Source organism: Pseudomonas rubra, assembly GCF_028656935.1.
GTDB classification, from domain to species: Bacteria; Pseudomonadota; Gammaproteobacteria; order Pseudomonadales; family Pseudomonadaceae; genus Aquipseudomonas; species Aquipseudomonas rubra.
The window spans coordinates 58499-83972 of sequence record NZ_JAMDGZ010000022.1; the positions used below are offsets into that span (position 1 = coordinate 58499).

21 protein-coding genes and 2 pseudogenes are annotated in these 25474 nt (G+C 61.7%); 6 read left to right on the plus strand and 17 right to left on the minus strand.

All coding sequences use genetic code 11. The features are described from left to right. Nucleotides 1–47: 47 nt before the first annotated feature. A complete protein-coding gene (trxB, locus tag M5G17_RS11835; RefSeq protein WP_273893101.1) occupies nt 48–1010 on the minus strand; it encodes a thioredoxin-disulfide reductase in 963 nt (320 codons plus the stop codon). Between the two features lie 105 nt (nt 1011–1115). After that, entirely contained in the window at nt 1116–1715 is a 600-nt protein-coding gene (locus tag M5G17_RS11840; protein ID WP_130263141.1) for a peroxiredoxin, read from the minus strand. Nucleotides 1716–1986: 271 nt separating this feature from the next. On the opposite strand from M5G17_RS11840, the gene cysZ reads away from it, so the two are divergent. After that, on the plus strand, nt 1987–2715 hold the full coding sequence (gene cysZ, locus M5G17_RS11845; RefSeq protein WP_273893102.1) for a sulfate transporter CysZ: 729 nt from the start codon (nt 1987–1989) through the stop codon (nt 2713–2715). A 39-nt stretch (nt 2716–2754) separates the two neighbouring features. Here the strand turns inward: cysZ and M5G17_RS27640 are convergent, their stop codons facing one another. Then, nucleotides 2755–3186 carry a methyl-accepting chemotaxis protein gene (locus M5G17_RS27640; RefSeq protein ID WP_420793611.1) on the minus strand — a complete coding sequence of 144 codons (432 nt, stop codon included), beginning with the start codon at nt 3184–3186 and terminating at the stop codon, nt 2755–2757. A 108-nt stretch (nt 3187–3294) separates the two neighbouring features. Further along, nucleotides 3295–4071, minus strand: a pseudogene (locus tag M5G17_RS27645) (PAS domain-containing protein); the annotation flags it as partial. Between the two features lie 176 nt (nt 4072–4247). Here M5G17_RS27645 and M5G17_RS11855 point away from each other — a divergent pair. After that, nucleotides 4248–5465, plus strand: coding sequence for a glycosyltransferase family 4 protein (locus M5G17_RS11855; RefSeq protein ID WP_273893104.1), 1218 nt, complete (start codon nt 4248–4250; stop codon nt 5463–5465). On the opposite strand, the gene M5G17_RS11860 is transcribed toward M5G17_RS11855, so the two are convergent. The 3 genes from M5G17_RS11860 to M5G17_RS11870 all read right to left on the minus strand — a co-directional run bounded on the left by M5G17_RS11860 (nt 5434) and on the right by M5G17_RS11870 (nt 7812). Then, on the minus strand, nt 5434–6537 hold the full coding sequence (locus M5G17_RS11860) for an NADH:flavin oxidoreductase (protein WP_273893105.1): 1104 nt from the start codon (nt 6535–6537) through the stop codon (nt 5434–5436). The two genes, M5G17_RS11855 and M5G17_RS11860, sit on opposite strands and share 32 nt — an antisense overlap. Nucleotides 6538–6689: 152 nt before the next feature. Continuing rightward, complete coding sequence (locus M5G17_RS11865) at nt 6690–7172, minus strand: glutathione peroxidase (RefSeq protein ID WP_273893106.1); 483 nt, start codon at nt 7170–7172, stop codon at nt 6690–6692. A 154-nt stretch (nt 7173–7326) separates the two neighbouring features. Next, a complete protein-coding gene (locus tag M5G17_RS11870; protein ID WP_273893107.1) occupies nt 7327–7812 on the minus strand; it encodes an FKBP-type peptidyl-prolyl cis-trans isomerase in 486 nt (161 codons plus the stop codon). Here M5G17_RS11870 and M5G17_RS11875 point away from each other — a divergent pair. From M5G17_RS11875 to M5G17_RS11890, 4 genes and pseudogenes are all read left to right on the plus strand, one after another. Next, nucleotides 7781–7897: pseudogene (locus M5G17_RS11875) on the plus strand (DUF3565 domain-containing protein); the annotation flags it as partial. The gene M5G17_RS11870 and the pseudogene M5G17_RS11875 overlap by 32 nt on opposite strands. 93 nt (nt 7898–7990) lie before the next feature. Next, nucleotides 7991–10087, plus strand: a complete 2097-nt coding sequence (gene pta, locus M5G17_RS11880) for a phosphate acetyltransferase (protein WP_273893108.1) — start codon at nt 7991–7993, stop codon at nt 10085–10087. A gap of 2 nt (nt 10088–10089) precedes the next feature. Continuing rightward, a complete protein-coding gene (locus M5G17_RS11885; protein WP_273893109.1) occupies nt 10090–10992 on the plus strand; it encodes an acyltransferase in 903 nt (300 codons plus the stop codon). Nucleotides 10993–11050: 58 nt separating this feature from the next. After that, nucleotides 11051–11626, plus strand: a complete 576-nt coding sequence (locus M5G17_RS11890) for a hypothetical protein (protein WP_273893110.1) — start codon at nt 11051–11053, stop codon at nt 11624–11626. An 82-nt stretch (nt 11627–11708) separates the two neighbouring features. Here the strand turns inward: M5G17_RS11890 and M5G17_RS11895 are convergent, their stop codons facing one another. From M5G17_RS11895 to M5G17_RS11940, 10 genes are all read right to left on the minus strand, one after another. Next, entirely contained in the window at nt 11709–12035 is a 327-nt protein-coding gene (locus tag M5G17_RS11895) for a DUF3077 domain-containing protein (RefSeq protein ID WP_273893111.1), read from the minus strand. A 409-nt stretch (nt 12036–12444) separates the two neighbouring features. Then, nucleotides 12445–13140 (minus strand): YiaD family glycine zipper/OmpA-like lipoprotein, encoded by a 696-nt coding sequence (locus M5G17_RS11900; protein ID WP_273893112.1) that lies wholly within the window; start codon nt 13138–13140, stop codon nt 12445–12447. A gap of 95 nt (nt 13141–13235) precedes the next feature. Next, nucleotides 13236–13880: an MBL fold metallo-hydrolase gene (locus M5G17_RS11905; protein ID WP_273893113.1), complete on the minus strand. Its 645-nt coding sequence runs from the start codon at nt 13878–13880 to the stop codon at nt 13236–13238. A 98-nt stretch (nt 13881–13978) separates the two neighbouring features. Further along, nucleotides 13979–14671, minus strand: a complete 693-nt coding sequence (locus M5G17_RS11910; protein ID WP_273893114.1) for a sensor histidine kinase — start codon at nt 14669–14671, stop codon at nt 13979–13981. After that, complete coding sequence (locus tag M5G17_RS11915; protein WP_273893115.1) at nt 14668–16275, minus strand: tetratricopeptide repeat-containing response regulator; 1608 nt, start codon at nt 16273–16275, stop codon at nt 14668–14670. The genes M5G17_RS11910 and M5G17_RS11915 overlap by 4 nt, the downstream gene beginning before the upstream one ends. A 199-nt stretch (nt 16276–16474) precedes the next feature. Beyond that, nucleotides 16475–19195, minus strand: a complete 2721-nt coding sequence (locus M5G17_RS11920; protein WP_273893116.1) for a winged helix-turn-helix domain-containing protein — start codon at nt 19193–19195, stop codon at nt 16475–16477. A gap of 204 nt (nt 19196–19399) precedes the next feature. Further along, a complete protein-coding gene (locus tag M5G17_RS11925) occupies nt 19400–20764 on the minus strand; it encodes a DUF1329 domain-containing protein (RefSeq protein WP_273893117.1) in 1365 nt (454 codons plus the stop codon). 27 nt (nt 20765–20791) lie between these two features. Further along, on the minus strand, nt 20792–22681 hold the full coding sequence (locus M5G17_RS11930; protein ID WP_273893118.1) for a DUF1302 domain-containing protein: 1890 nt from the start codon (nt 22679–22681) through the stop codon (nt 20792–20794). Between the two features lie 332 nt (nt 22682–23013). Beyond that, nucleotides 23014–24696: a fatty acid--CoA ligase gene (locus M5G17_RS11935; protein WP_273893119.1), complete on the minus strand. Its 1683-nt coding sequence runs from the start codon at nt 24694–24696 to the stop codon at nt 23014–23016. Between the two features lie 123 nt (nt 24697–24819). Then, nucleotides 24820–25449 carry a LysE family transporter gene (locus M5G17_RS11940; protein ID WP_273893120.1) on the minus strand — a complete coding sequence of 210 codons (630 nt, stop codon included), beginning with the start codon at nt 25447–25449 and terminating at the stop codon, nt 24820–24822. Nucleotides 25450–25474 lie beyond the last annotated feature (25 nt).

Here is a 25474-nt window from a genome sequence, read left to right on the forward strand (position 1 = left end):
GTGGGAGCGGCGGTGCGGCGATCCGACTTGCCCCGCGATAGGCCCTATCAGTGCGCTGCGTTCTGCAGCCCATCCAGATAACGCTCGACGTCCAGCGCCGCCATGCAACCGGCACCGGCCGAGGTGATGGCCTGGCGGTAAACGTGGTCAGCCACGTCACCGGCAGCGAACACGCCTTCAACGTTGGTAGCAGTGGCATTGCCATCGCGACCGCCATTGACCACCAGGTAACCGTCTTTCAACGTCAGTTGGCCTTCGAACAGCGAAGTGTTCGGGGTGTGGCCGATGGCGATGAACACACCATCAACCTTGATTTCGTCGAAGCTGCCATCGTTGTTCTTCAGGCGTGCACCGGTAACGCCCATGTTATCGCCCAGCACTTCGTCCAGGGTGGCGTTGAGTTTCAGTTCGATCTTGCCTTCGGCCACGCGGGCGTTGAGCTTGTCGACCAGAATCTTCTCGGCGCGGAAGGTCTCGCGGCGGTGAACCAGGGTGACCTTGCTGGCGATGTTGGCCAGGTACAGGGCTTCCTCGACGGCGGTGTTACCACCGCCGACCACAGCGACCGGCTTGTTGCGATAGAAGAAGCCGTCACAGGTCGCGCAGGCAGAAACGCCCTTGCCCATGAACGCTTCTTCCGAAGGCAGGCCCAGGTAGCGAGCGCTGGCGCCGGTGGCGATGATCAGTGCGTCGCAGGTGTAGGTGGCACTGTCGCCCTTGAGGGTGAACGGCTTGCTGGCCAGGTCAACGGCGTTGATGTGGTCGAACACCACTTCGGTCTCGAAGCGCTCGGCGTGTTCCTGCATACGTTGCATCAGCGCAGGGCCAGTCAGGCCGTGGGCGTCGCCCGGCCAGTTGTCGACTTCGGTGGTAGTGGTCAGCTGGCCGCCGGCCTGCATGCCGGTGATCAGCAGCGGCTTGAGGTTGGCGCGCGCAGCATAGACGGCGGCGCTGTAACCGGCAGGGCCGGAACCGAGGATAATCACTCGCGAATGGCGTACTTCAGACATGTCACACTCCTGTCGCCGGGATCGCCGGCTGGAATAAAAAAGAACCTGCGAAGCACTTGGGGAAGGCTTTTGGCCGCAGGTCCTGAAAAGCGTTGATGCTTGGCCTTACAGGCTGGCAGCGTTCTCAGCCAGGTAGTCGGCAACGCCCTTGGCGTCAGCCTTCATGCCTTTCTGACCTTTGCGCCAGCCGGCCGGGCAGACTTCACCGTGCTGTTCGGTGAACTGCAGGGCTTCGACCAGACGGATCATCTCGTCGACTTCACGGCCCAGCGGCAGGTTGTTGACCACCTGATGCTGGACAACGCCTTGCTGGTCGATCAGGAACGAGGCACGCAGGGCCACGCCATCTTCGTGTTCGATACCATAGGCACGGGTAATCTCGTGCTTGACGTCGGCGACCATGGTGAACTCGACGGCGCCGATGCCACCCTTCTCTACCGGGGTGCTGCGCCAGGCGTGGTGGGTGAACTGCGAATCGATGGAAACGCCAACCACTTCCACACCCAACTCGCGGAATTTGTCCATGCGGTTGTTGTGAGCGATGATTTCCGACGGGCAGACAAAGGTGAAGTCCAGCGGCCAGAAAAACAGCACGACGTATTTGCCGCGCAGGGAAGACAGGGTGAAGCTGTCGACGATCGAACCGTCGCCCAACACGGCCGCGGCGTCGAAATCCGGGGCTTGCTTGTTGACCAGAATGCTCATGGAAACTCCTTGAAAGTCAGTATTCGAAGGGGTTGAAAAGATGTGCGCACTTTAGCGAGGTGGCAGAGATTAAGGAAATATCCTTAGACAATCCACCTTATAGGCCGGCTCTATTCATACCCCGAGTGCCGGGCTGTTTCTCTATGAAGCCCTGCCAGGAGGCCTGCCGAGGTTTTGTTACAGCCCGTTTCTCGCTCTGCGCCGCGCTTTCGCCTGCCGCGCAAACTCGGTAAGGTCAGCGCGTTTGCCTTTACCCGGAGCCTTCCCTTTTATGCAAGCCCCTGTCCTTTCTGGCCCACAGTACCTGCGTGAAGGACTGAAACTGGTCCTGAGCCCCAGCCTGCGCCTGTTCGTGTTGCTGCCGCTGGTGGTCAACCTGGTGCTGTTTGTCGGCCTGATTTACTTTGCAGGGCATCAGTTCAGCCTCTGGGTCGACTCACTGATGCCCAGCCTGCCAAGCTGGTTGAGCTTTCTCAACTATGTGCTGTGGCCGCTGTTCGTGGTGCTGGTGGGGTTCATGGTGTTCTTCAGCTTCACCATGCTGGCCAACATCATCGCTGCGCCATTCAATGGCTTTCTTGCGGAGAAAGTCGAAGTGGTGGTGCGCGGCACCGATGACTTCCCCGACTTCAGCTGGGCTGAACTGGCTGCCATGGTGCCACGCACCCTGGGCCGCGAGATGCGCAAGCTGGGCTACTTCCTGCCGCGGGCCATCGGCCTGTTCATTCTCTCGTTCATTCCGGTGCTGAACATCATCGCCGCGCCGCTGTGGCTGCTGTTCGGTATCTGGATGATGGCCATCCAGTACATCGACTACCCGGCGGACAACCACAAGCTGAGCTGGCAGGACATGATTGCCTGGCTGCGGGAAAAGCGCTGGCAGAGCCTGGGCTTTGGCGGCTCGGTGTACTTGGTGCTGCTGGTGCCCTTCCTCAACATCCTGATGATGCCGGCAGCGGTGGCGGGCGCCACGCTGTTCTGGGTACGCGAACGCAACTGAGGGATCGCCGCGTAGCCGCCCGGCTACGCGGCCCGACCATCAGGTCGACAGCTGGTTGGAGAACTGCCCGACCGCGTTGACCACCTTCTGTGCGCCGTCCTGAATCTCGACGATCACCGTGCCGGTCTGCCCGGCCAGTGACAGGCCCTGTTCGGCCTGGCGCTTGCTGCTGTCGATGATGTCCACCGCAGCCTTGGCCAGTTGTTCGTTCTGCTGCACCACCCGGGCGATTTCCTCGGTAGCGGTGCTGGTACGCGAGGCCAGTTGCCGGACCTCGTCGGCAACCACGGCAAAGCCCCGCCCCTGCTCCCCGGCCCGTGCTGCCTCGATGGCGGCGTTGAGGGCCAGCAGGTTGGTCTGCCCGGCGATGTCGCTGATGGTCTTGATGATCGAGCCGATTACCTGCGACTGCTTGTCCAGCGCCTCGATGCCTTCAGCAGCTTCCTGCATGAAGGTTTCCAGGCCGCGCATGACATCCACGGTCTGGGTCACCACTTCACTGGCCTTGCGCGCGCAGGCATCGGTTTCCAGCGAGGTGTTGTAAGCGATGTCTGCGGCCTGGGCCACGGCCTCTTCTTGGTTGACCTGATCGGTGATCACCGTGGCGAACTTGACCACTTTGTAGAGCACGTCGTGGGCATCGATGATCGGGTTGTACGAAGCTTCCAGCCAGACGACGCGGCCATGGGCATCGATGCGCTTGAAGCGCTCGGCGACGAACTCACCGCGGCGCAACTTGTCCCAGAAGCCCTGGTAGGCCACCGAGTTGTATTCTTCTGGCTCACAGAACAGCCGGTGATGCTTGCCCACGACCTGATCGAGCTTGTAGCCCATGGTCTGCAGGAAGCGATCGTTGGCGGCCAGCACTTCGCCTTTGAGGTTGAACTCGATCACGGCCGTGGAACGCATCAGCGCCTTGATCAGGCTTTCATGCTCGCGGGAGGTTTCGATGGTACGGGTCAGGTCGCTGGAGTGCAGCGAGAAGTACTTGATCCGTCCTTCATTGTTTTTGACTGGCTGCAGGATCGAGCGCAGCCAGGCCTCCTCACCGTTGCCGCGCAGCAGGCGGAAGGCACCATTGAGGTGCTCACCACGGGCGATGGCATGCTTCATGCGCTGGTAAAAGTCGAGCTGCTTGACGTGCGCCGGAACGATTTCTTCGATGTTGCGGCCAATCAACTGATGGCTGCTGTAGAGCATCTCTCGTTCAAAGTTGTTGTTGACTGATTCGATTCGCCCCTGCGGGTCGAGCTGCAGTACCAGCATCTCACTGTCGAGGCTGCACTTTACTTGTTCCACGGATTGCAGTTCTTCACGCAGCCGGAGGATTTCTTGCTTGAGTTTGCTGTTGAACATGACGCTCTCCCGGAGCGAATTCAGTCATTCGAATGCTTCTGCATCGGCTGATTGCCAGACAATCTTGAGTCGCTTGCCAGGAAAATTTTGGCGACTAAAAACGCCGGTAATCAGGCGTCACCGATCTGTCATTTACCGGTCACAGAGCGGCAATCCGGGCGGTCGACACTGGCGTCATGAGCACACAGTCCTTGCACGTCACCCTGATCAGCGAAACCTTCCCACCGGAGATCAACGGCGTGGCCAATACCCTTGGCCGCCTCAGCGATGGCCTGCGTTTGCGCGGCCATCGGGTCGAGCTGGTGCGCCCCCGGCAAGGCGACGAACTGCCCACTGCCTGCGATGATAACCTGCTGCTGTGCCGCGGCTGGCCACTGCCGGGCTACCCGGGCTTGCAGTGGGGCCAGGTATCCATGCACAAGTTGATTCGCCGCTGGCGCCGGCAACGCCCGGATGTGCTGTACATCGCCACCGAAGGCCCGCTGGGCCTGAGCGCCCTGCGTGCCGCGCAGCGCCTGGGGATTGTCGTGGTCAGTGGCTTTCATACCAACTTCCAGCAGTACTCCAGCGAATATGGCCTTGGCCTGCTGGCGCGCCTGCTGACTCATTACCTACGCTGGTTCCATCGCTGCACCCATACCACCCTGGTACCCAGTGCAAGCCAGCGCCTGGAGCTGGAACGCCGCGGCTTCGATAACCTCAACCTGATGGCACGCGGCGTCGACAGCCAGCTGTTCACCCCGGCCAGGCGCAGCCAGGCGCTGCGCGAGCAATGGGGCCTGGGCGCCGACGATATCGCCTTGCTGCATGTCGGGCGTCTGGCCGCCGAGAAGAACCTCGGCTTGCTGGCCCCCTGCCTGGAAGCTCTGCAGCGGCAATACCCCCAGCGGCGCATCCAGTTGATCGTGGTCGGTGACGGGCCGCAGCGCAGCGTGCTTGAGCAGTGCCTGCCGGGTGCAGTGTTCTGCGGCGCCCAGCGCGGCGAGCGCCTGGCCGAACACTATGCCTCTGGGGATATCTTTTTGTTCCCCAGCCTGACCGAAACCTTCGGCAATGTGGTGCTCGAAGCCCTTGCCTCAGGCCTGGGTGTGGTCGCCTATGACCAGGCCGCCGCCGCCCAGCATATCCGCCATGGGCACAGCGGCGCGCTGGCGATGCCGGGGGATACAGCAGCGTTTATCGATGCCGCCAGCTGGTTGCTGGAAGGGCCGGAAACCTTGCGTCGGGTGCGTCTGAACGCCCGTCAGCACGCCAGCCGCCAAGGTTGGCCGGCCATAGTCGAGCAATTCGAAACCCATCTGCAGGCAGCCTGCCGCCAGGGTCAGGGCAGCGTTGTGCTGCCCCGCCCGGCAACACTTGCGATCAAACCAGGGTCGTCAACGCCTCACGGCTGAACGGCAGGATGTCCTGTTCACGGCCATCGCGCACCTTGGCGGCCCACTCCGGGTCCACCAGCAACGCCCGGCCGACGGCCACCAGATCGAACTCGTCGTTGTTCAGGCGTTGGAGCAGATTCTCAAGGCTCGCAGGCTGGGCCACCTTGTCGGTCGCCACCATAAACTGCAGGAACTCGCCATCCAGGCCGACACTGCCGACGGTGATGGTCGGCTTGCCAGTGAGTTGGCGGGTCCAGCCGGCCAGGTTGAGGTCCGAGCCCGGGAACTCGGGCTCCCAGAAGCGTCGGGTCGAGCAGTGGAAGATATCCACACCGGCTTCAACCAGCGGCTGCAGGAACGCACCGAGAGCTTCAGGGCTTTGAACCAGGCGCGCGTTGTAGTCCTGCTGCTTCCACTGGGAGAAACGGAAAATGATCGGAAAGTCCGGGCCGACCGCCGCGCGAACGGCCTGGACCAATTCGATGGCAAAGCGCGAACGGCCGGCCAGGTCGCCACCGTACTCGTCGCTGCGCTGGTTGCTCGCCTCCCAGAAGAACTGATCGATCAGGTAACCGTGAGCGCCGTGGATCTCGACACCATCCATGCCAATGGCCTGGGCGTCGCGAGCGGCCTGGGCAAACGCCTCGATCACTTCATGAATATCAGCCTGGGTCATGCCGTGCACCACGACCTGGCCATCCTTTAGCCTTTCGCTCGGGCCATAGCCCGGCACGCTGGCATCCGGCTCGGTGCCCAGGCGGCGCACACTGCCCACGTGCCAGAGCTGCGGAACGATGCGTCCACCCTCCGCATGCACGGCGTCGACCACCTGCTTCCAGCCGGCCAGGGCATCTTCGCCATGAAAGCGCGGTACATTCGGGTAACCGTTAGCGGCTTGGTGACCGACAGTGGTGCCTTCACTGATGATCAGCCCCACCCCTGCGGCAGCGCGGCGGCGGTAATACTCGACCACTTGCGCATGGGGCACGCCACCTGGGCAGAAGGTCCGGGTCATCGGCGCCATGACCACACGGCTGGGCAGTTCGAGGGTACCCAATTGGAAAGGCGTGAACAGTGCAGTGGCGGACATGCGGCGCTCCTGGGAAAAGGGGAATGCGCCTGAGGATAGGGTGAGCCGTTCGGGTGGCCCAGTACTATTGATTTGAGTGATTGAACAGCATCGCGGGGCAAGCCCGCTCCCACAGACCGTGTAGGAGCGGGCTTGCCCCGCGATGGGGCCGATCAGGCCAGCGCCTTCTCGATCGCCTGCACCACCGTCGGATCATCCGGAGCGGTACGTGGCGAGAAGCGCGCCAGCACCCGGCCGTCTTTACCGACCAGAAACTTCTCGAAGTTCCACGTGATATCGCCAGGGAACTCGGCACCCTCACCTGCCAGCAGCCGGTACAGCTGATGACGGTCATGGCCGTTGACTTCCAGCTTGCTGCTCAGGGGAAAACTCACCCCGTAGTTGAGGCTGCAAAACTGCTGGATCTCTTGCTCAGTGCCCGGCTCCTGCCCGGCAAACTGATTACACGGCAGGCCCAGCACACTGAAGCCTTGGCCCTTGTACTGCTGATAGAGGTTTTCCAGCGCCGCATACTGCGGGGTCAGGCCACACTTGGAGGCGACATTGACCACCAGCACCACCTGGCCCTTGAATGGCGACAGAGGCAAATCCTGGCCATCCAATGCCTGCAACTTCAGGTCGTGAAATGCACTCATGACGTACTCCCTTTTCCAGATCCCGGTTGCCACTGCGGGCTGCAAGCGTAAAACCAGCCCACTAAAAAGGCGCCCTGCCAAGCCGTCTTCCCCTGCTGGAGTGCGACGGACTTGCCCGGGCGCCTTCGCAACTCTCTGAGCTTAGCGCAGAAAATCAGTGCTGATGGCCACCTTCGCCATGGACATGGCCATGGGCTACTTCTTCTTCGCTAGCGTCACGAATATCGATGACCTTAACCTTGAAGTTCAGGCGCTGACCGGCCAGCGGGTGGTTGCCGTCGACAGTGACGTCGTCGCCGTCCAGGTCACGGATGGTGACGATCTGCATCTGGCCATCCGGCGCCGAAGCGTGGAACTGCATGCCCACTTCCAGCTCGTCGACACCTTCGAACATGCTGCGGTTCAGGGTGCTGACCAGTTCAGCCAGGTATTCGCCGTAGGCGTCTTCCGGCTCAACGGCGACTTCCAGCTCGTCACCGGTGGTTTTGCCTTCCAGGGCTTTTTCCAGGCCCGAGATGATATTGCCTGCGCCATGCAGGTAAACCAGCGGAGCGCCGCCGGCGGAGCTGTCGATGACCTCACCAGCGTCGTTGGTCAGGGTATAGTCGATGGAGACAGCCTTTTTGGCGGCGATCAGCATGGGGCGAGACCTTTTGCATAAGAATGTAGAACGAACAAGTGTAACCAAGGCATCGCCTGAAAGCGAACGCAACCCGGACAAACGGATTGCCCGATGGTTACCGCGGGTGCACTCAAGGGGTCGATAGCGATACCCTTGGCAATTGTTTCTTTTGCACAGCTCATTTCGAGAAGCTCGCATGCAGACATTTTTTATCGCGCCGACTGACTTTGGCGTCGGCCTGACTTCCATCAGCCTTGGCCTGGTGCGCACCCTGGAGCGCGCCGGGCTCAAGGTCGGCTTCTTCAAGCCGATCGCCCAGCCGCACCCAGGCGACACCGGCCCGGAGCGCTCCACCGAACTGGTCGCCCGCACCCACGGCCTGAAGCCGCCACAACCGCTGAGCCTTGCGCATGTCGAACGCATGCTTGGCGATGGCCAGCTCGATGAACTGCTCGAAGAAATCATCACCCTCTATCAGCAGGCCTGCATCGGCAAGGACGTGGTGGTGGTCGAAGGCATGGTCCCAACCCGCCACGCCAGCTACGCCGCACGAGTCAACCTGCACCTGGCCAAGAGCCTGGATGCCGAGGTGATCCTGGTATCGGCGCCGGAAAACGAAGTGCTCACCGAGCTGTCCGGGCGGGTCGAGTTGCAGGCCCAGTTGTTCGGCGGCCCGCGCGATCCGAAAGTGCTCGGGGTGATCCTCAACAAGGTGCGCACCGACGAAGACATGAGTGCCTTCGCCGCCCGCCTGGTCGAGCATTCGCCGCTGCTGCGCGGCGGTGACTTCCGCCTGCTCGGTTGCATTCCGTTCCAGGCGGGCCTGAACGACCCGCGCACTCGCGACGTGGCCGATCTGCTCGGCGCCCAGGTGCTCAACGCCGGCGACTATGAAAGCCGGCGGATGAACAAGATCATCATCTGCGCCCGCACCGTGGCCAACACCGTGCCGCTGCTCAAGCCGGGCACGCTGGTGGTGACCCCGGGCGACCGCGACGACATCATCCTCGCCGTGAGCCTGGCGGCGATCAACGGCGTGCCGCTGGCCGGCCTGCTGCTGACCAGCGACAGCAAGCCCGACCCGCGCATCCTTGAGTTGTGCCAGGGCGCCCTGCTTGCCGGTTTGCCGATCCTCTCGGTGAGCACCGGCTCTTACGACACGGCCAACCAGCTCAACGGCCTGAACAAGGAAATCCCGGTAGACGACCGCGAACGCGCGGAGATCATCACCGATTTCGTTGCCAGCCACCTGGATGCCGACTGGCTGCACCAGCGCTGCGGTACTCCGCGTGAGTTGCGCCTGTCGCCGGCGGTGTTCCGCTACCAGTTGATCCAGCGCGCCCAGCAGGCCAATAAACGCATCGTCCTGCCCGAAGGCGCAGAACCGATGACCGTGCAGGCTGCCGCCATCTGCCAGGCCCGTGGCATTGCCCGCTGCGTGTTGCTGGCCAAGCCTGACGACGTCCAGGCCGTAGCCCGCGCCCAAGGCATCACATTGCCAGAGGGCCTGGAAATTCTTGACCCGGACCTGATCCGCGAGCGCTACGTCGAAGCGATGGTCAGCCTGCGCAAGAGCAAGAGCCTCAACGCGCCGATGGCCGAACAGCAACTGGAAGACCCGGTGGTGATCGGCACCATGATGCTGGCCCTGGACGAAGTCGACGGCCTGGTCTCGGGCCTGGTGCACTCCACTGCCAACACCATCCGCCCGGCCCTGCAACTGATCAAGACCGCGCCGGGCTGCAGTTTGGTGTCTTCGGTGTTCTTCATGCTGTTCCCCGAAGAGGTGCTGGTGTACGGCGATTGCGTGATGAATCCGCATCCGACGGCCAATGAATTGGCGGAAATCGCCCTGCAGAGCGCCGACTCCGCCGAAGCCTTCGGCATTGCCCCGCGGGTTGCGATGATCAGCTACTCCAGTGGTGACTCGGCCAGCGGCGAAGAGGTCGAGAAGGTCCGCGAAGCCACCCTGCTGGCCCAGGAGTCCCAGCGCGGCCTGCTGATCGACGGCCCATTGCAGTACGACGCGGCGGCCAACCTGGACATCGCCCGGCAACTGGCGCCCAACAGCCAGGTGGCCGGCCGCGCCACGGTATTCGTGTTCCCTGACCTGAACACCGGCAACACCACCCACAAGGCGGTACAACGCAGCGCCGATTGCGTAAGCCTTGGGCCGATGCTGCAAGGCCTGCGCAAGCCGGTCAACGACCTGCCTCGCGGCGCCCAGGTCGATGACATCGTCTACACCATTGCCCTGACTGCCATTCAGGCCAACCGCTCACTGGAAAGCTGAACATGCTCGGATTGCTACCCGCGCCGCTGCGCGGGGTTATCGCCTCGCTGCTGCTGGGGCTCAACACCATCGTCTGCTGCACCCCGTTGTTCATTGTCAGCCTGTTCAAGCTGTGCCTGCCGTTCGCGGCGGCGCAGCGGGTCACCGATGAACTGATGCGCCAGATCCACGAAGCCTGGATCAGCAACAACAATGCCTGGATCAATCTGCTGGGCAAGGCCCACTGGCAAGTCGAAGGCCTGGAAGGGCTGGACTACCAGCACAGCTACCTGGTGACCAGCAACCACCAGAGCTGGGTCGATATCCTGGTGCTGCAATACGTGCTCAATCGGCGTATCCGCCCGCTGAAGTTCTTCCTCAAACAGGTGCTGATCTGGGTGCCGGTGATCGGCCTGGCCTGGTGGGCGCTGGGCTTCCCGTTCATGAAGCGCTACTCCAAGGCGTACCTGGCCAAGCACCCGGAAAAGGCCGGCAAAGACCTGGAGACCACTCGCCGCACCTGCGCCAAGTTTCGCGGCAAGCCCACGGCGATCTTCAACTTTGCCGAAGGTACGCGCTTCACCGAGGCCAAGCATCGTCAGCAACAGTCACCGTTCAAACACCTGCTCAAGCCCAAGGCCGGCGGCATTGCCTTTGTGCTGGATGCCATGGGCGAGCAACTGCAGTCGATCGTCAACGTCACCCTTCATTATCCGAACGGTGCGCCGGGCTTCTGGGACTTGTTGTGTGGGCGGGTGAAGCACATCGTCGTGCACCTGGAAGAGCTGGCAATCCCGGCTGAGTTCCTGGGCAAGAACTACGACCAGGATGAGGCTTATCGCCTGGCCTTTCAGCAGTGGATCAATCAGCTGTGGCACGACAAGGATGTTTTGCTGGAACGACTGCGACAAAACAACCCCGCCTGAGTTGGCCAAGAGCATCTATGCTCTTTGCTTCATCAGCCATCACACGGAATGTAAGCCTATGAAACTGCGCCCCCTGACCCAGGCCATCGTCCTTGCTTCGCTTATGACTGCAGCCAGTTTCTCAGCGCAAGCCGAAGATATTCTGATCAACGCTGTTGCTAGTGAAAGCATTGTCGATACCAAGGTCCTGGCCGTTGATGTTGATAAGCGTCTAGTGACCGTTGCTGACCCTAATGACGCTCAGGTGCCGATTCAGTTGAGCGAGAACGCCAAGGACCTGCACAACCTCAAGGTTGGTGACTCGGTTAACATCAAGGTCAACCGCTCGGTGGCGACGGTGTTGGATACGGCGGAGGACGGTGCGCCGGGTGTCAGCAAGGAGGCCGGAGTAATCCGCGCCACCAAGGACAATCCGAATCCGGGTGGCGAGGCGTTCCGTCAGGTCAAGGTCACGTCGAAGATCACCAAAATCGACTTGAAAGCGCACGAAGTCACCCTGCTGCCGCCTGAAGGCCCGCAGAAGGTGGTCAAGGTTGAAGATCCTGAGCTGCAGGAACGGATGAAGAACCTCAAGGTTGGTCAGACCGTCGACATGGTCTTTACCGATATGCTGAAGATCACCACCCAACACTGAAGCTCAATAGCTCTGCCGGCCTCATCGCTGGCAAGAACAGCTCCCACAGGTCTTGTGGGAGCCGGCCTTGCCGGCGATGGCATCACTGCGGTGTCAGTTGAGTAGCACTGCCCGTCCCCCGGCTCTCAAGCCCATCGAGCAACGAATCAATCAGCCCCTTGGCCATCTCTATCGAGTGCAAGGACGACTGGATAAACCCGCGCCCTGGCTCACGGCTGTATTCGACCGCCAATGGGGCCGTCAGGCTCGCGCACTTCAAATACAGCGCCGCATGCACCAAAGCATCTTCGACATTGACCCCGCCACGCACCGCAAATAATGGGGGATGACCGACATCGCAGAGACCGAATGGAGTTTCTGTGGTTTCAAGAAGGTGGAATTCAGGTGGGTCTGGAACGATTTTTTTCATGATGAAGCTCCTTTTGAAATGGAGCGGCCACCGAATCGTCGCCAAACGAATGGGTGGCAGCTGTACGCGGGTTGGCGAACCGAGACAAAAGGAAAACCCGGCAGGGCCAAAGCCCTCCCGCGCACAGCCACCATAAAAACTATGGTGAGATCTTTTGTTCACTCCGAGTCGCCAAACCCGATCGCTGATGTTTCAGCGACCTGGTGAGCCTAGTGGCGTACTTCCCCCGGAGCAATCATCTGCAGGGCGACAGAATTCGTAGGATAGGTCCTAGGACGATCCAGGCACCAGTCCAGAGCTGTTGCAGGATACTTAAAGCCTAGGGACTGTGGGAGCGGGCTTGCCCCGCGATTGCGTCTGCTCAGGCACAAAAAAGAGGAGCCAGGCTCCCCTTTTTCACATCTGCAACTTACTGATACTGCTGCCCGGGAATCGGCTTGAGATTGACCTCTACCCGACGGTTCTGTGCACGACCATTGGCGTCGGCGTTGCTGGCGATCGGCTGGTCCGGGCCCAGGCCACGGGCGCTGACACGGCTGCCATCGACACCTTGGGACGTCAGGTAGGTAACCACCGATTGCGCACGACGCTGGGACAGGTCCATGTTGTGCTGGCGGCTGCCGGTGCTGTCGGTGTAGCCGACCACTTCAATGGTGTTCTGGTTGAACTGCTTGAACGAGTTGGCCAGGTTGTTCAGCGGCGAGTAGAAGCTTGGGGCGATGTTGGCCGAGTCGGTGGCGAAGGTGATGTTGCCCGGCATGATCAGTTTGATCTGATCGCCCTGGCGCTGAACCTCGACACCGGTGTTGGCCATGCTTGCACGCAAGGCGGCTTCCTGTTTGTCGGCGTAGTAGCCGTAACCTGCGGCGGCGGCGCCCACCGCGGCAGCGCCGATCAGCGCACCCTTGCCACGGTTGTTATGGTCGATGGCGGCGCCGGCAATGGCCCCGGCCAGCGCGCCCAGGCCGCCGTACTTGGCGGTTTTACTCATCCCTGTGGAACCCTGCTGCGCCTGACCCTGGCTGTCATACGGGTTGGGGCTGGCACAACCGGACATCAGCGCGGCAGCGGTAGCGACGATAATCAAACGACGCATGGTGAACATGGACAAGCTCCTACTGTAATTCGAAAGTGCAGCGGATCTGATTCGGATCTATGCCAGCCTTGGATTGCAGCAAAGCAAAAAAATTCCCTGATCGCTCAGGCCCGCACAAACGGGTTCTGGCGCATTTCATCGCCCAGGCGCGTATCCGGTCCATGCCCGGTCACCACCGTGGCCTCTTCATCCAGGCTGTACAGGCGCTGCTTGATGGATCGAACGATAGTCGCCTGATCGCCACCCCACAAATCTGTGCGACCAATCCCACGACGAAAAAGCGTATCGCCTGCAATCAGCAGCTTGGCGTCAGCGAACCAGAAACTCATCGAACCCGGCGTATGCCCAGGGGTGTGCAAGGCCACCCCGCAGCCGCAGGCCAGTTCTTCATCGTCGGCCAGCCAGCGGTCCGGCGCCGGTACCGGCGTGTAGGGCACGCCGAACATCTGGCACTGCATTTCCAGATTGTCCCAGAGGAACTGGTCATCCTTGTGCAGGTGCAAGGTGGCGCCGGTCTTTTCCTTCAACTGCCCGGAAGCGAGGAAATGGTCCAGATGCGCGTGGGTATGGATGATGCTCACCACCTTCAAGCCATGGGCATCGAGACGGGCAAGGATCTGCTCGGGGTTGCCGCCCGGGTCGACGACGATGGCCTTTTTGCTGATCGGGTCACCGATGATGGTGCAGTTGCACTGCAACGGGCCGACGGGGAAGGTTTCGCGGATCAGGGCGGGTTTAGCCGGGTTCATCGGAGCAATCCTGTGGCGCAAATGACGGAGTGTCGCACAGGCGGTTAAAGCCTGCGACGACGCTCGTCACCTCAGTTCAAGCACCTGCCCGGTAAGCGTCACGGCAGGTAGAGCCTGAACAGCCCCCCGCCCAGAACACCGCCATTGGCGATTTCGATCCGCCCCTTCACGCCGTTGCGCTCGTGCAGGCCGGCAATTCGCGCCGCGAAGTACAAGCCAAGGCCAGTGCTGCCGCTCTGGCCATCGATACCCTGCACGTACACCTGCTGACGCTCGAGCATGCGCGCCGGGAAGCCCGGGCCGTCATCGTTGATGCTCAGCACCAGTTGTTCACCTTCGTCGCAGACGCTGATCAGCAAGGTATGCCCGGCATAGCGAATGGCGTTGTTGATGATGTTGGCTACCACCGAGCCCACCAGTTCACGATCGAAAAAGCCCAACGGGCTGGCGGTTTCGATTCGGCAACTGGCGAGGATATCGCGGTGTTGCAGCAGGTTCTGCTGGGCTGCCAGTTGCGCTTCGAGAAAGTCATCGAGCTCATGGTAATCGGGGCACATGGGCAACTGGTTGACGCCCAGTTTGTACAGCCCCAGCAACTGCACCAGCATGCCGTTGAGGTGGCTGAACTCATGCTCCATCACCCCCTGCTCACTGCCGCTGCGCAGGGCTTCGGGCAGGCGCGCCAGCCACTGGCTGTGGGCCTGGGTCAGGGCCGCCAGGGAGTTTTTCATATCGTGTACGGTGGAGGCGATCACCGTGGAGAAATCCAGCCCCTGGTTGTCCTGGTTCATGCGCCAAAAGCCCGGAGGTGCAGTTTGCGGTAGCGATCGTAGCGGTTGTCGCTTTTCGGGATGCCGGTGACACTGCCCAGGCAGGCGCGGCATTCGTCCATGATCGCTGCGGGAGGGGTCTCGCCACCGATGCGCAGCAGCGCCTGAGCGGTGTTGAGGGCGATACTGATGTTTTTCGGTTGCAGCGTCAGGGCCCGACGGAATTGCGCCAAGGCTTCGCTGAGCTGGCCGGCCTGGTAGCTGCGCACGCCCTGGCGGTTGAGGTCGACCGCTTCGGTCACCGCCCCCAGCACGTTCGGATCATCGGTCAGTTGTGCCACGCTCTGCATCACCTTGGGGTCGTCACCGTAGGTTTCCACACAGCTTTTCAGGATCGAGGTACCTGCGGATTCCTGCCCGAGCTTCTGCAATTGCGTGGCGACCACCAGCGCCGCTTCCACCGAGAAGAACTGGTCCATTTTCTCCAGCCGGGCCATGGCCTGCTCGGTCAGTTTGGCGGCGGTTTCAGCATCGCCGGCCTGCTGCAGGCTGGCGGCTTTCATCAACCGCGCACGTACCTGCAGGCCCTGGTCCTCGACGTTCTCTTTGGCCACTTCGCTGAGCACGGTGTTGATCTCGACCCGGGTTCGCGCATCCAGGCCGTTGCCAGCGTTCTTGTTCATCAAGGCCTGCACCAGCCCCAGGTTGCTCTCCGGGTCTTTGTAGCGCGAGCTCTGGCCCTGGTTGACCGCATGCCGATAGGCTTTGGACGAGGTGTCGTAGTCGTCGTTGCTCAGGGCCAGCTTGCCCAGCATCATCTGCCGCCGCACGGCCAGCGGCGAGAGGCGCACGGCCTCTTCCAGCACGCCCTGGGCACGCTTGCCTTCACCCAGGGCCACCAGTACTTCGGCGAGGCCGTCGTAAAGCCCGGGCATCATCGGGAAGGCCTTGAGCGCTTGTTCGTAAACGCCCTGGGCCTGGGCCAGTTGGTTGCGCTTGAACAACAAGCCGCCGAGGGCGGCGTAGGCCCAAGGCGTGGCGCGACTGGCGATGATGGTGGTGAGGAATTTCTCCAGCTCATCGAAACGGTTGAGGTCGCGCAGGGCATCGGCGCGGTAGCGCAGGCACAAGGGGGCGAAACGTGGGTCTTTCTTGCACAGCTCGGCGCAGGCTGCCAGCACTTCAGCCGGGCGGCTGCGGTCCAGGGCCTGGAGAATCGGCTTGAGCAAGGTCTTGCGCTGCACCAGCTTTTCCAGGCGCTGTGCCAGGCCGATGCGGTTGAACGGCTTGGTCAGGTAGGCGTCGGGTTCGTGCTCCAGGGCACTGAGGACAATGGCCTGGCTGCTTTCGGCAGTGACCATGAGGAAGACACACTCATGGCTGATCAGTTTGTCGAGGATCAGGTCTTCGAGCACTTGCTGGCCGTTCTTCTTGCCATCGCCCAGGTGAAAATCCTGGAGGACGAAGTCGTAGCGCTTCTGCGCGCACATGCGCAGGGCCTGCTCGCCACTGTCGGCGGTGTCGACATCACGGACACCCAGCTCGCGCAGCATCGAACGGGCCGAGCTGCGAAAATCAGAAAAGTCATCGACAATCAGAAAGCTTTTTTGGCTGTAGACCTGCATCCACGAAACCTGTCATGGCAAATAAAAAAAAGGACGCAGAGACACTTTCACGGACAGGCTCGGCTTCGCGGGTAAAATCGCGGCGACGATGAATCGGGCCGCACTCGCAGAGTATCGGCCGCACACGGCGATAGCTTGAGGCGCGCGCAGCGCCTATTAGCGGGACGTACGTACCAGATTACCGCAGTCTGCCTGGCGCTTAGCTCAGCAGCCCCAAGGCTTGGGCCCGGGCCACTGCCTGGGTGCGGCGCTCGACGCCAAGCTTGCTGTTGATATGGCTGGCGTGGGTTTTCACCGTGTGCAACGAGATAAACAACCGCTCGCTGATTTCCTGGTTCGAGCAACCTTGGGCAATCAGCTCCAGCACGGCCATTTCCCGGGCGCTCAAGGCCTCGCTACCGCCAGCGGGTGGTTCCGTCTCAAGCAGCGGAAGCAGGCCCAATAGGCTACTTTGTGCCGGGCCCTGGGGCTGCAGGCACAGTTGCTCACGCAGCCACTGCGGATGGTCCTGCAGCAAGCGCTGGAAAGGTTGCAGCGCGCCACCGCGGGCCGACTCCAAGGCCAGCACCAGCAAATCGCGGGCCTGGGCTTGGTGATTGCTGGCCAGTAACAGACTTATCCACTGGCACAGCGCGGTGACACAAAGCATCTGCCCACCGTTGCCCTGACCACGCTCGTACAATGCCTGCAAGCGCCTCCCAGCCTGCTCCAGACGGCCCTGGGTACGCTCCAGCAAGGCCTGCTGCAGTTCGATATGCAGAGGCAGCAGCGGATGGAACTCAGGCGCCGCGGCCGCCTGCTCGCCGCCGTAGGTCTGGCCCAGGCGCAGCAACCAGGATTCGGCCAGGTCAGTACGGCCCTGCGCCAGCCACAGTTCGCATTTGACCAGGGTGATCATCGCCAGATAGAAAATCGGCGGCACGTCCCAGATATGCATCAACCGTTCGGCTTCTGCCAGTTCCGCAAACGCTTCGGCAAAGCGCCCCTCGCGCCCCTCCAGCGAAGCGATCACGCAATGGCCGATCAGTACGCTGATATCGCGGCAGGCACGCGCCTCGATCAACCCGGCGCGCAGGCGGCTGCGCCCGGCCTCCGGTTGCAGGCGCGCCACCAGCAGGAACCCTTCGTACAAGGTCAGCCGCGCCCGCGCCGCATACAGCCGTTGCGCCGATAAACCCTGCAAGCGCTGCAGCCCCTGGCGCACTTCGTCCAGGGCGCGCAGTACCTCGCCACGGGCATGCAGCACCCGCGCCCGGTCGTAGTGGGCCAGGGCTTCGAACAACGGATTGCCTACCCGCTGAGCCAACTCCAGAGCCTCGCGGTTCCAGCCACGGGCACGCCAGAAATCGGCATCGGCAATCGCCAGGTTGGACAAGGTCGAGAGGCACACCAGGCGCTGCCCGTAGCGTTTGAACGGCAGGCTTTGAATGGCTTGGGAACAGTATTCGAACGTGCGCCGGCGATCACCGCGACCGCGGGCGATGACACCGCTCAAGGCCAGCCACTGGGCCAGCATGGATTTTTGCGCGGTCGCCGAAGGCGCTGGCAGGAAGCGGCTCAAATGGCTGGCGAGGTCTTCGGCGGCATCCAGTTGCCCAGCCAGGCCCAACGCCCAGCTGTACAGCACGATCAGCCGTGGCGTACTGATCAGCAGGCTGTCGGGCAGGTCCATCTTCCAGCGCAACAACATGCCGACGTTCTGCTCGGCCAGCAGTTGCTCTTCGGACAAGTTCTGCACCAGGTTGGCCGCCACGTCCAGGTGCCCGGCGCGCAAAGCCTGTTCGACTGCTTCATCGAGCAGGCCCTGGCCATGGAACCAGCGACAGGCGCGCAGATGCAGGCTCGACAGCGGCAGGCTGGCCTGGCGCGTGCGCAGCAGGTCGGAGAACAGATGATGGTAGCGGAACCAGCGCCCGTGTTCGTCCAGCGGCACCAGGAACACCTGGTGGGCCTGCAGGTAGCGCAGGATCTCGGCGCCGTCATGGCTTTCGCGCAAGGCATCGCAGAGCTCGGCGCAAAAACGCTCCTGGCAGGCCGTGTCGTAAAGAAAGCCCTGCACTTCGGCCGGCAGCATGTCGATCACCTCTTCAAGCAGGTAATCGCGAATCAGCCCCTCGCCGCCGTGCAAGGCCTGGGGCAAGGCGCTGTCGACGCCCGCTTCATGGGCCGCCAGCAACCAGAATCGCAAACCGGCGACCCAGCCATCACTGCGCTGGATCAGGTTGTCCAGCGCCTGGCCACGCAACACCGTGGGATGCCGGCCAAGCACGGCCAGGGATTCATCCGTGGTCAGGCGCAGATCCTGCTCACTGAGTTCGAGCAACTGGTGTGACAGGCGTAAACGCGCAAGGTGCCAGTCCGGCCGTTGACGGCTGGTGACCAGCAGCACCAGGCCCGGCGGCAGATGATTGAGGAAGAACTGCAGGCAACGATCGAGTACCGGGCCTTGGGCCAGATGGTAGTCATCGAGCACCAGCAGCAAGGGATTATGCGGTTGCAGGTGGCGAGCCAGCTCGTCGAGCAGGCCGTCGAGCCACTCTTCGAAAGCGAAGGGCTGGTGCCGTTGGCGCATTTTCAGCAGGCCCAGGGCCTGGCCGCCAAGCGCCGGGCAATACTGCTGCATGCCTTCAAGCAGGCGCTCAAGGAAACGTCCGGGATCGTTGTCGCGCCGACTCAGCCCCAGCCACAGGCTGCTCCAGTGGCTGGGTAAGCCCTGGCAGAACTCCACCGCCAACGAACTCTTGCCGAACCCCGCCGGTGCGTTGACCAGCAACAGGCGGCCACCGAGCCCCGCGTGCAAACGCTGGCACAACCGCGCCCGTGGCACATGGCCTTCGGGCAATGGCGGGCGAAAGAAGCGACCCTCCAGGATGCTCATGGCCTGGCTGGCGAACCCTTGCGTACGGGACAGATCAGTCATGGCCGGCTCGTTTTAGTTAGAGAATCGTCGGCAGTACGGATCAGGGCAGACTAGCGGGTTAACCCGCACATTTGAAGATGATTGCTTCGCTTTGCAGAAAAAAGACTACAACAAAAAAAGACAACCCTGAGCCGATCAGGGCAGGCAAACAGAAACGCCCCGGCAAGCCGGGGCGTTCTGGGAGATCACACGGAGGGTTGAAACTTAGCGCACACCTGCCTGGCGAAGCGCTGCAGGCTGGAACTCAGCCTTGGAGGCAGTGAAGCCGAAGTCGTAGGCTTTCTTTTCCTCGTTCTTCATGCCCAGGGCCAGGTAACGACCCGACTGCAGGTCATAGATGGCTTCCAGGGTGTACCACGGCACCTGGACGTTGTAGTAGTCCTGGGAGTGGGCCTCGGAAACGCGCCACAGTTGGTTGCGACCATCGTACTGGTCGATCACCGCAGCCTGCCAGGTGTCTTCGTCAATGTAGAAGTCACGCTTGGCGTAGATATGACGCTGACCAGGCTTGAGAGTCGCGACCACGTGCCAGACCCGGCGCAGTTCATAACGGCTCAGGTCCTGGTTGATGTGCCCAGCCTTGATGATGTCGCTGTACTTGAGCTTGGGGTCGTCGAGCTTGTAGCTGTTGGAGGCAATGTACATCTCTTTCTTGCCTTCCAGCTTCCAGTCGTAACGGTCCGGCGCACCGTTGAACATGTCCAGGTTGTCGGACGTGCGCAGGCCATCGGCAGCGGTACCCGGACCATCGTAGGACACCTGCGGTGCCTGGCGCACCCGGCGCTGACCGGCGTTGTAGACCCACGCCTTGCGCGGTTCCTTGACCTGGTCGAGGGTCTCGTGGACCAACAGCACGGTACCGGCCAGACGCGCCGGCGCGGTGACCTCCTGCTTGAAGTAGAACAGCACGTTGCCCGGGTTGGCCGGATCGAAGTCCTTCATTTTGTCACGAAAGACGAACTGGTCCTGGAAGTACACCAGGCTGTAGGAGCCGTTGGTTTGCGGCGTAGCCTGGGTCACCAGGCGGGTCACACTACCGCCGCGATAGCGGGTGATGTGGTTCCAGATGACTTCGACACCGCTCTTGGGAATCGGGAACGGTACTGCAGTGGTAAAGTTTTCCAGTCCGTTGCCGCCGGCAACCAGGTTGGTCTTGGTGGCGTTTTGCTTGATCGCGGCAAATACATCATCCGGCACAGTGGCCCCGCGGTGGGTCGGGTACACCGGGATCTTGAAGGTGTCCGGGTAGCGCTTGAACATGGCGACCTGACCTGGGGTCAGTTTGTCCTTGTACTGGTCGACGTTCTGCGCAGTGATGGTGAACTTGGGCTGCTCACTACCGTAAGGGTTGGAGAGGAAACCCTTGGCGTCGACAGTGCCGGCAGTCTTGCTGAGCGGCTGCCAGGCGCTGATCGAGCCATCAGCGTTGCCGGCCTTTTCCGCGCCCATGGGGGTGAGGCTTGCGCCCAGCTTGGCTGCCTCGTCGGCGGACACCGCCGCCATGACGCCGGTTGCCAACAACGACAGGCCCAACAAACCGGCTTGCAACAGAGTCTTGGTGGTTTTCATCTTTATGGTCGTCCTGAATCCGTGTTCTTAGAAGTTCACGCCGAAGCTGAGTGCGATGAAATCGCGGTCATCCACGGTGGTGTACTTGCCGTCGAAGAAGTTGGTGTACGACAGGCTGGTGGTGTAGGTGTTCTGGTACTCGGCATCCACGCCCAGGCTGATCGCCTTGCGCCCTTCTTCGAAGTTGGCGCCAGGGCCAGGCGAGTAACCGGAGACGTCATGAGACCAGGCGATGTTCGGCTTGAGGTTGACCCCGGCGAACACGTCGTTGTAGTCCCAGATCGCTCGGCCACGGTAGCCCCAGGCGGTGCTGGTGGTGTAACCGTCGTTTTCGCACTTGCGGTTGAGGTTGGCCGTCGAGGTGCCAGGCCCGGCACCGGCAATGGTCCCGGCATTGAGAATCTGCGAACAGGTGTTGGCACCACCGGTAGCCGGCAGCGGGCCAGGGCCGTAGACCGGGTCGCGGCCGTAGCGCATCTTGCTCGAGCTTTCCAGGCCGCCGACATGGGTCACGCCCACTTCACCGACCAGGGTCAGACGGCTGGCGCCCATGACCTGATCGAAGAAGTGCGTGAAGGTGGTCTGGAACTGGGTGATTTCCTTGCGGGTATAACCGTGCAGGTCCTGGCCCGGCACGCCATTGAGCAGCGAAGCGTTGGCCAGCGTCCCACCGATCGGACGCACACCGGCAAACAGGATGTCGGTGGTGTTCAACTGCACCGGCGCGTTCGGCCGGTAGCTGATTTCACCGCTCCAGGCCGTGCCGGTGGGCAAGGTGGTGGAGAAGCTCAAGCCGTACAGGCGGATGTCTTCGGGGTACTCGACGAAGTACTTCGAGTTACCGGCAACAATCAGCGGCGCCAGTGGCCGCAGGTTGGCTGGTAGCCCGGCCAGGCCGGCATACACCGACGGTGCGGCGCCCGTGGCGCTGAAGATCGGCGCACGGCTGTGGTAGTTCATGAAGTAGGCACCGAACTCGGTGTCCAGCGGCTCGAACATGTAGCGCATGGCAACACCGAACTGACCACTGTCGCGGGCATCACGGTCCGGACCGCGACGGACCATCACGCCTTCTTCGTTGATGTCCACCCCGCGGGTAGCGAGGAACTGTCGGGCAGCACCCGGTACCGTACGGCTGCTGTTGAGCACGCGCAGGTTGTCGGTACAGCCGTCGGCAATGATGTCCGGCTGGGAGAAGAAGGTGCCGCAGTTGTCGACGACGGTCTGGTCCCACTCGATCTGGTAGAAGGCTTCGGCCGAGAGGTTGTCGGTCAGGCTCTGCGAGACGTAGAACATGTTGACCGGGATCAGGCCTTCCTTGACCTCGGCGCCAGGCCGGCGGAACGCGGCCACGTCGATCGGGTTGATCGAGTTGATGCCGCCACCGATAAAGGTACTTTCACCCCAGCTGACCACCTGCTTGCCCAGGCGCACCGAACCCGGATGATCAGCGATCGAGTAGTTGTGGTAAACGAAGGCGTCGAGAATTTGCCCGCCGGACGACTTGGCACCCTCTTTGCGGTTGGTGTCGCTGATGTCCTTGAACTCGCGATGCTCATCCTTGAGTTCAAAGTCATACCAGTACTTGCCACGGACGAATACCCCGGTATCGCCGTACTTGAGCTCCAGGTCATGGATGCCCTTGAAGATCTTCGAGAAGGTCTCACCGCGCTTGAAGTTCAGGTGGCCGTCATCGGAGGTTTGCGACAGGCCCTTGCCGCCGTTGTTGACACCGATCAGGTCCCTGTTCGGCTTGGCTGTCGACCAGCTCGCCCCCACCGACAGCGACGAGTCGAACGAGCCTTCGATCTCCCCGATATTGAAACTGACGCCGAATGCAGGACCGGCGAGCGTAGAAGCGAGGCTGACGGCCAGCGGCAGTTTTGCCCGGCGCCAGAACAGATTTGCTGATGTCATCGACGCTACTCCATGTACTTTATTTTTATGGCAGTGAGTCCTTTGCAGAAACGCATCGTCAACCGGTGTGAGCGCACCTGATGGTCGAGCGAGTGGCTGGGCACATGCATGTGCGATCCCCCGTTCCTGAAAATCCCCTGAACCGACTATAGCCAGCAGGTTGAACTGCTTGATCCCTCTAAAGTGTGATTTGCATCCCAACCTCTCTGCGGTGGGCTATAACGACAGGCCACTTCGCTGGCTGGGGAAGAATGGCTGAATTTGGCAAATTGACAAGGCGGCCAAGCGTCTGGCGTGCGGGTCGCGCCCGATTGGACACGACCCGTGAGGTATTACAGGGTCGACAGGAAGGTGCTGTTACTGGCTTGCCACTGGCTGATGTCCAGGCGGATGCGCTTCTTGTCGAGCTTGCCGACACTGGTCTTGGGAATTTCAGTAACAAGGGCGATCTGGGTGGGGATCGCCCACTTGTTGATGTGCCCCAGCTCCACAAACGGCTTGAGGTGTTCCTTGAGGCCCTTGGCATCGATGCTCTGACCGTCATGGATCACCAGCAGGGCAAACGGCCGCTCGCCCCACTGTGGATCGGCGACGCCGACCACGGCCACTTCACGGATTGCCGGATGGCGGCTGATCAGGTCTTCGAGCTCCAGTGACGAAATCCATTCGCCACCGGTCTTGATCACGTCCTTGATGCGGTCGCGAATGTCGATTATGCCCATGCTGTCGAGGGTCGCCACGTCACCGGTGTGCAGCCAGCCTCCCTGCCAGAGCTCGGCGCCCTTCTCGGGCTCGCGGAAGTAGCCCATGCTCAGCCAGGGTGCGCGCAACACCAGCTCGCCCTGGGTCTCGCCATCGGCGGGAAGGAAGTTGCCATTACCGTCGACGGTTGCCGCTTCCACCAGTGGCACCGGCACACCGGCCTTGATCCGGTAGGTGATGCATTCGTCTTCGCTGCCGGCCAGCAGCTCGTCGTTGAGGTGAGCGCAGGCCACCAGCGGGCAGGTTTCGGACATACCATAGGCGGCGGTCAACTGAATGCCGCGAGCCTTGGCCGCCTCATACAAAGCACGGTTCAGCGAACTGCCACCAATGATGATCTTCCAGCCACCGAAGTCCTGCTGCTGGGCGCCTTTGGCGTTGAGCAGCATCTGCAGGATGGTCGGCACGCAGTGCGAGAAGGTCACTTTTTCCTTGCGCCACAGCTCACAGAGCATCTCCGGCTCGTAACGCCCCGGGTAGACCTGCTTGATCCCGAGCATGGTCGCCACGTAGGGGATACCCCAGGCGTGAACGTGGAACATCGGGGTGATGGGCATGTACACATCATTGCTGCCAAGCAGGCGGACGCTGTCGATACTGCCGATGACCGAGGTCGTCGCCAGGGTGTGCAGCACCAGTTGCCGATGGGTGAAATACACGCCCTTGGGGTTGCCGGTGGTACCGGTGGTGTAGAAGGTGGTGGCCACCGAGTTCTCATCGAAATCGGGGAAGTCATACACTGGGCTTGCCGCCGCCAGCAGTTGCTCGTATTCACCGACCAGGTTAGGCAGATCGGCGGTTTTCTCCTCGCCATCGGTCAGCAGCAGGGTTTTCTCCACCGTGGTCAATTGCCCGGCGATAGCCTGGTAAAGGCCGACAAAATCGCTGTTGACCAGCACGAAGCGGTCGTCAGCGTGGTTCATGGTGTAGAGGATCTGCTCCGGCGACAGGCGCACGTTGATGGTGTGCACCACCGCACCAATCATCGGGATCGCGAACATGCATTCGAGGTAGCGATGGCTGTCCCAGTCCATCACCGCCACGGTATCACCGGCCTTGACCCCTGCCGCAGTGAGCACATTGGCCAGCCGCGCGATACGCTCGTTGAGGGTCAGGTAGCTGTAGCGCAACTGGTCGCGGTAGACGATTTCGCGGGTTTTCTCGTAGCGGCTGCCCGACATCAGCAGGCGCTTGATCAACAACGGAAACTGATAGGCGCCCTCGGCGGGAGGAATGACGCGAGTCTGCAACATAGGAGTCCCTTTTCTAGAGTGCACAGGCTGGGCAAGACATGCCTTACTCTAGAACGCCACCGCAGCGGCCAAATCAGCCAAAGGAATGATTTGCCCGGCGCAGGGACAAGTGGCTTTAAAGCTTCAATGCATTTCGGTGAAAGCGATCTTCACTCCCAGGGCAATCAGCACCGCGCCCATGGTGCGGTCAAACCAGTGGCCCATGCGGGCGAAGGCTGCGCGCACCCGTTGCTGGCTGAACAGCATTGCCACCAGGCAGAACCACAGGCCGGTCGCCACGGCCAGGTACGCACCGTAACCGGCCTGGACTGCCAGAGGCGTGTGCGGGTTGATGACCACGGTGAACAACGACAGGAAGAACAACGTCGCCTTGGGGTTCAGGCCGTTGGTCATGAAGCCTGCGACGAACGCCGCCCGTGGCGTACGCTCGACCGTCGAAGCCTGCACGGCCTCACTGCCGGGCGCCGCAGGGCCGGCACGCAGGGCCTTGAAGCCGATGTACAGCAGGTAGGCGGCCGCCAGCCATTTCAGCGCATTGAACAGCATGATCGACTGCGACACGATCAGGCCGATCCCCAGCAGCGAATAACCGACATGCAGGAAAATCGCCGTACCGACGCCAAACGCGGTCCAGGTACCAGCGCGTCGGCCATGGGTAACACTTTCGCGCACCACCACGGCAAAGTCGGGGCCGGGGCTGGCCACCGCCAGCAGGTGAATCAACGCCACAGTCAGAAATTCGGCCCAGTACATGGGGGCTCCTTGCGCCAAAAGGTCA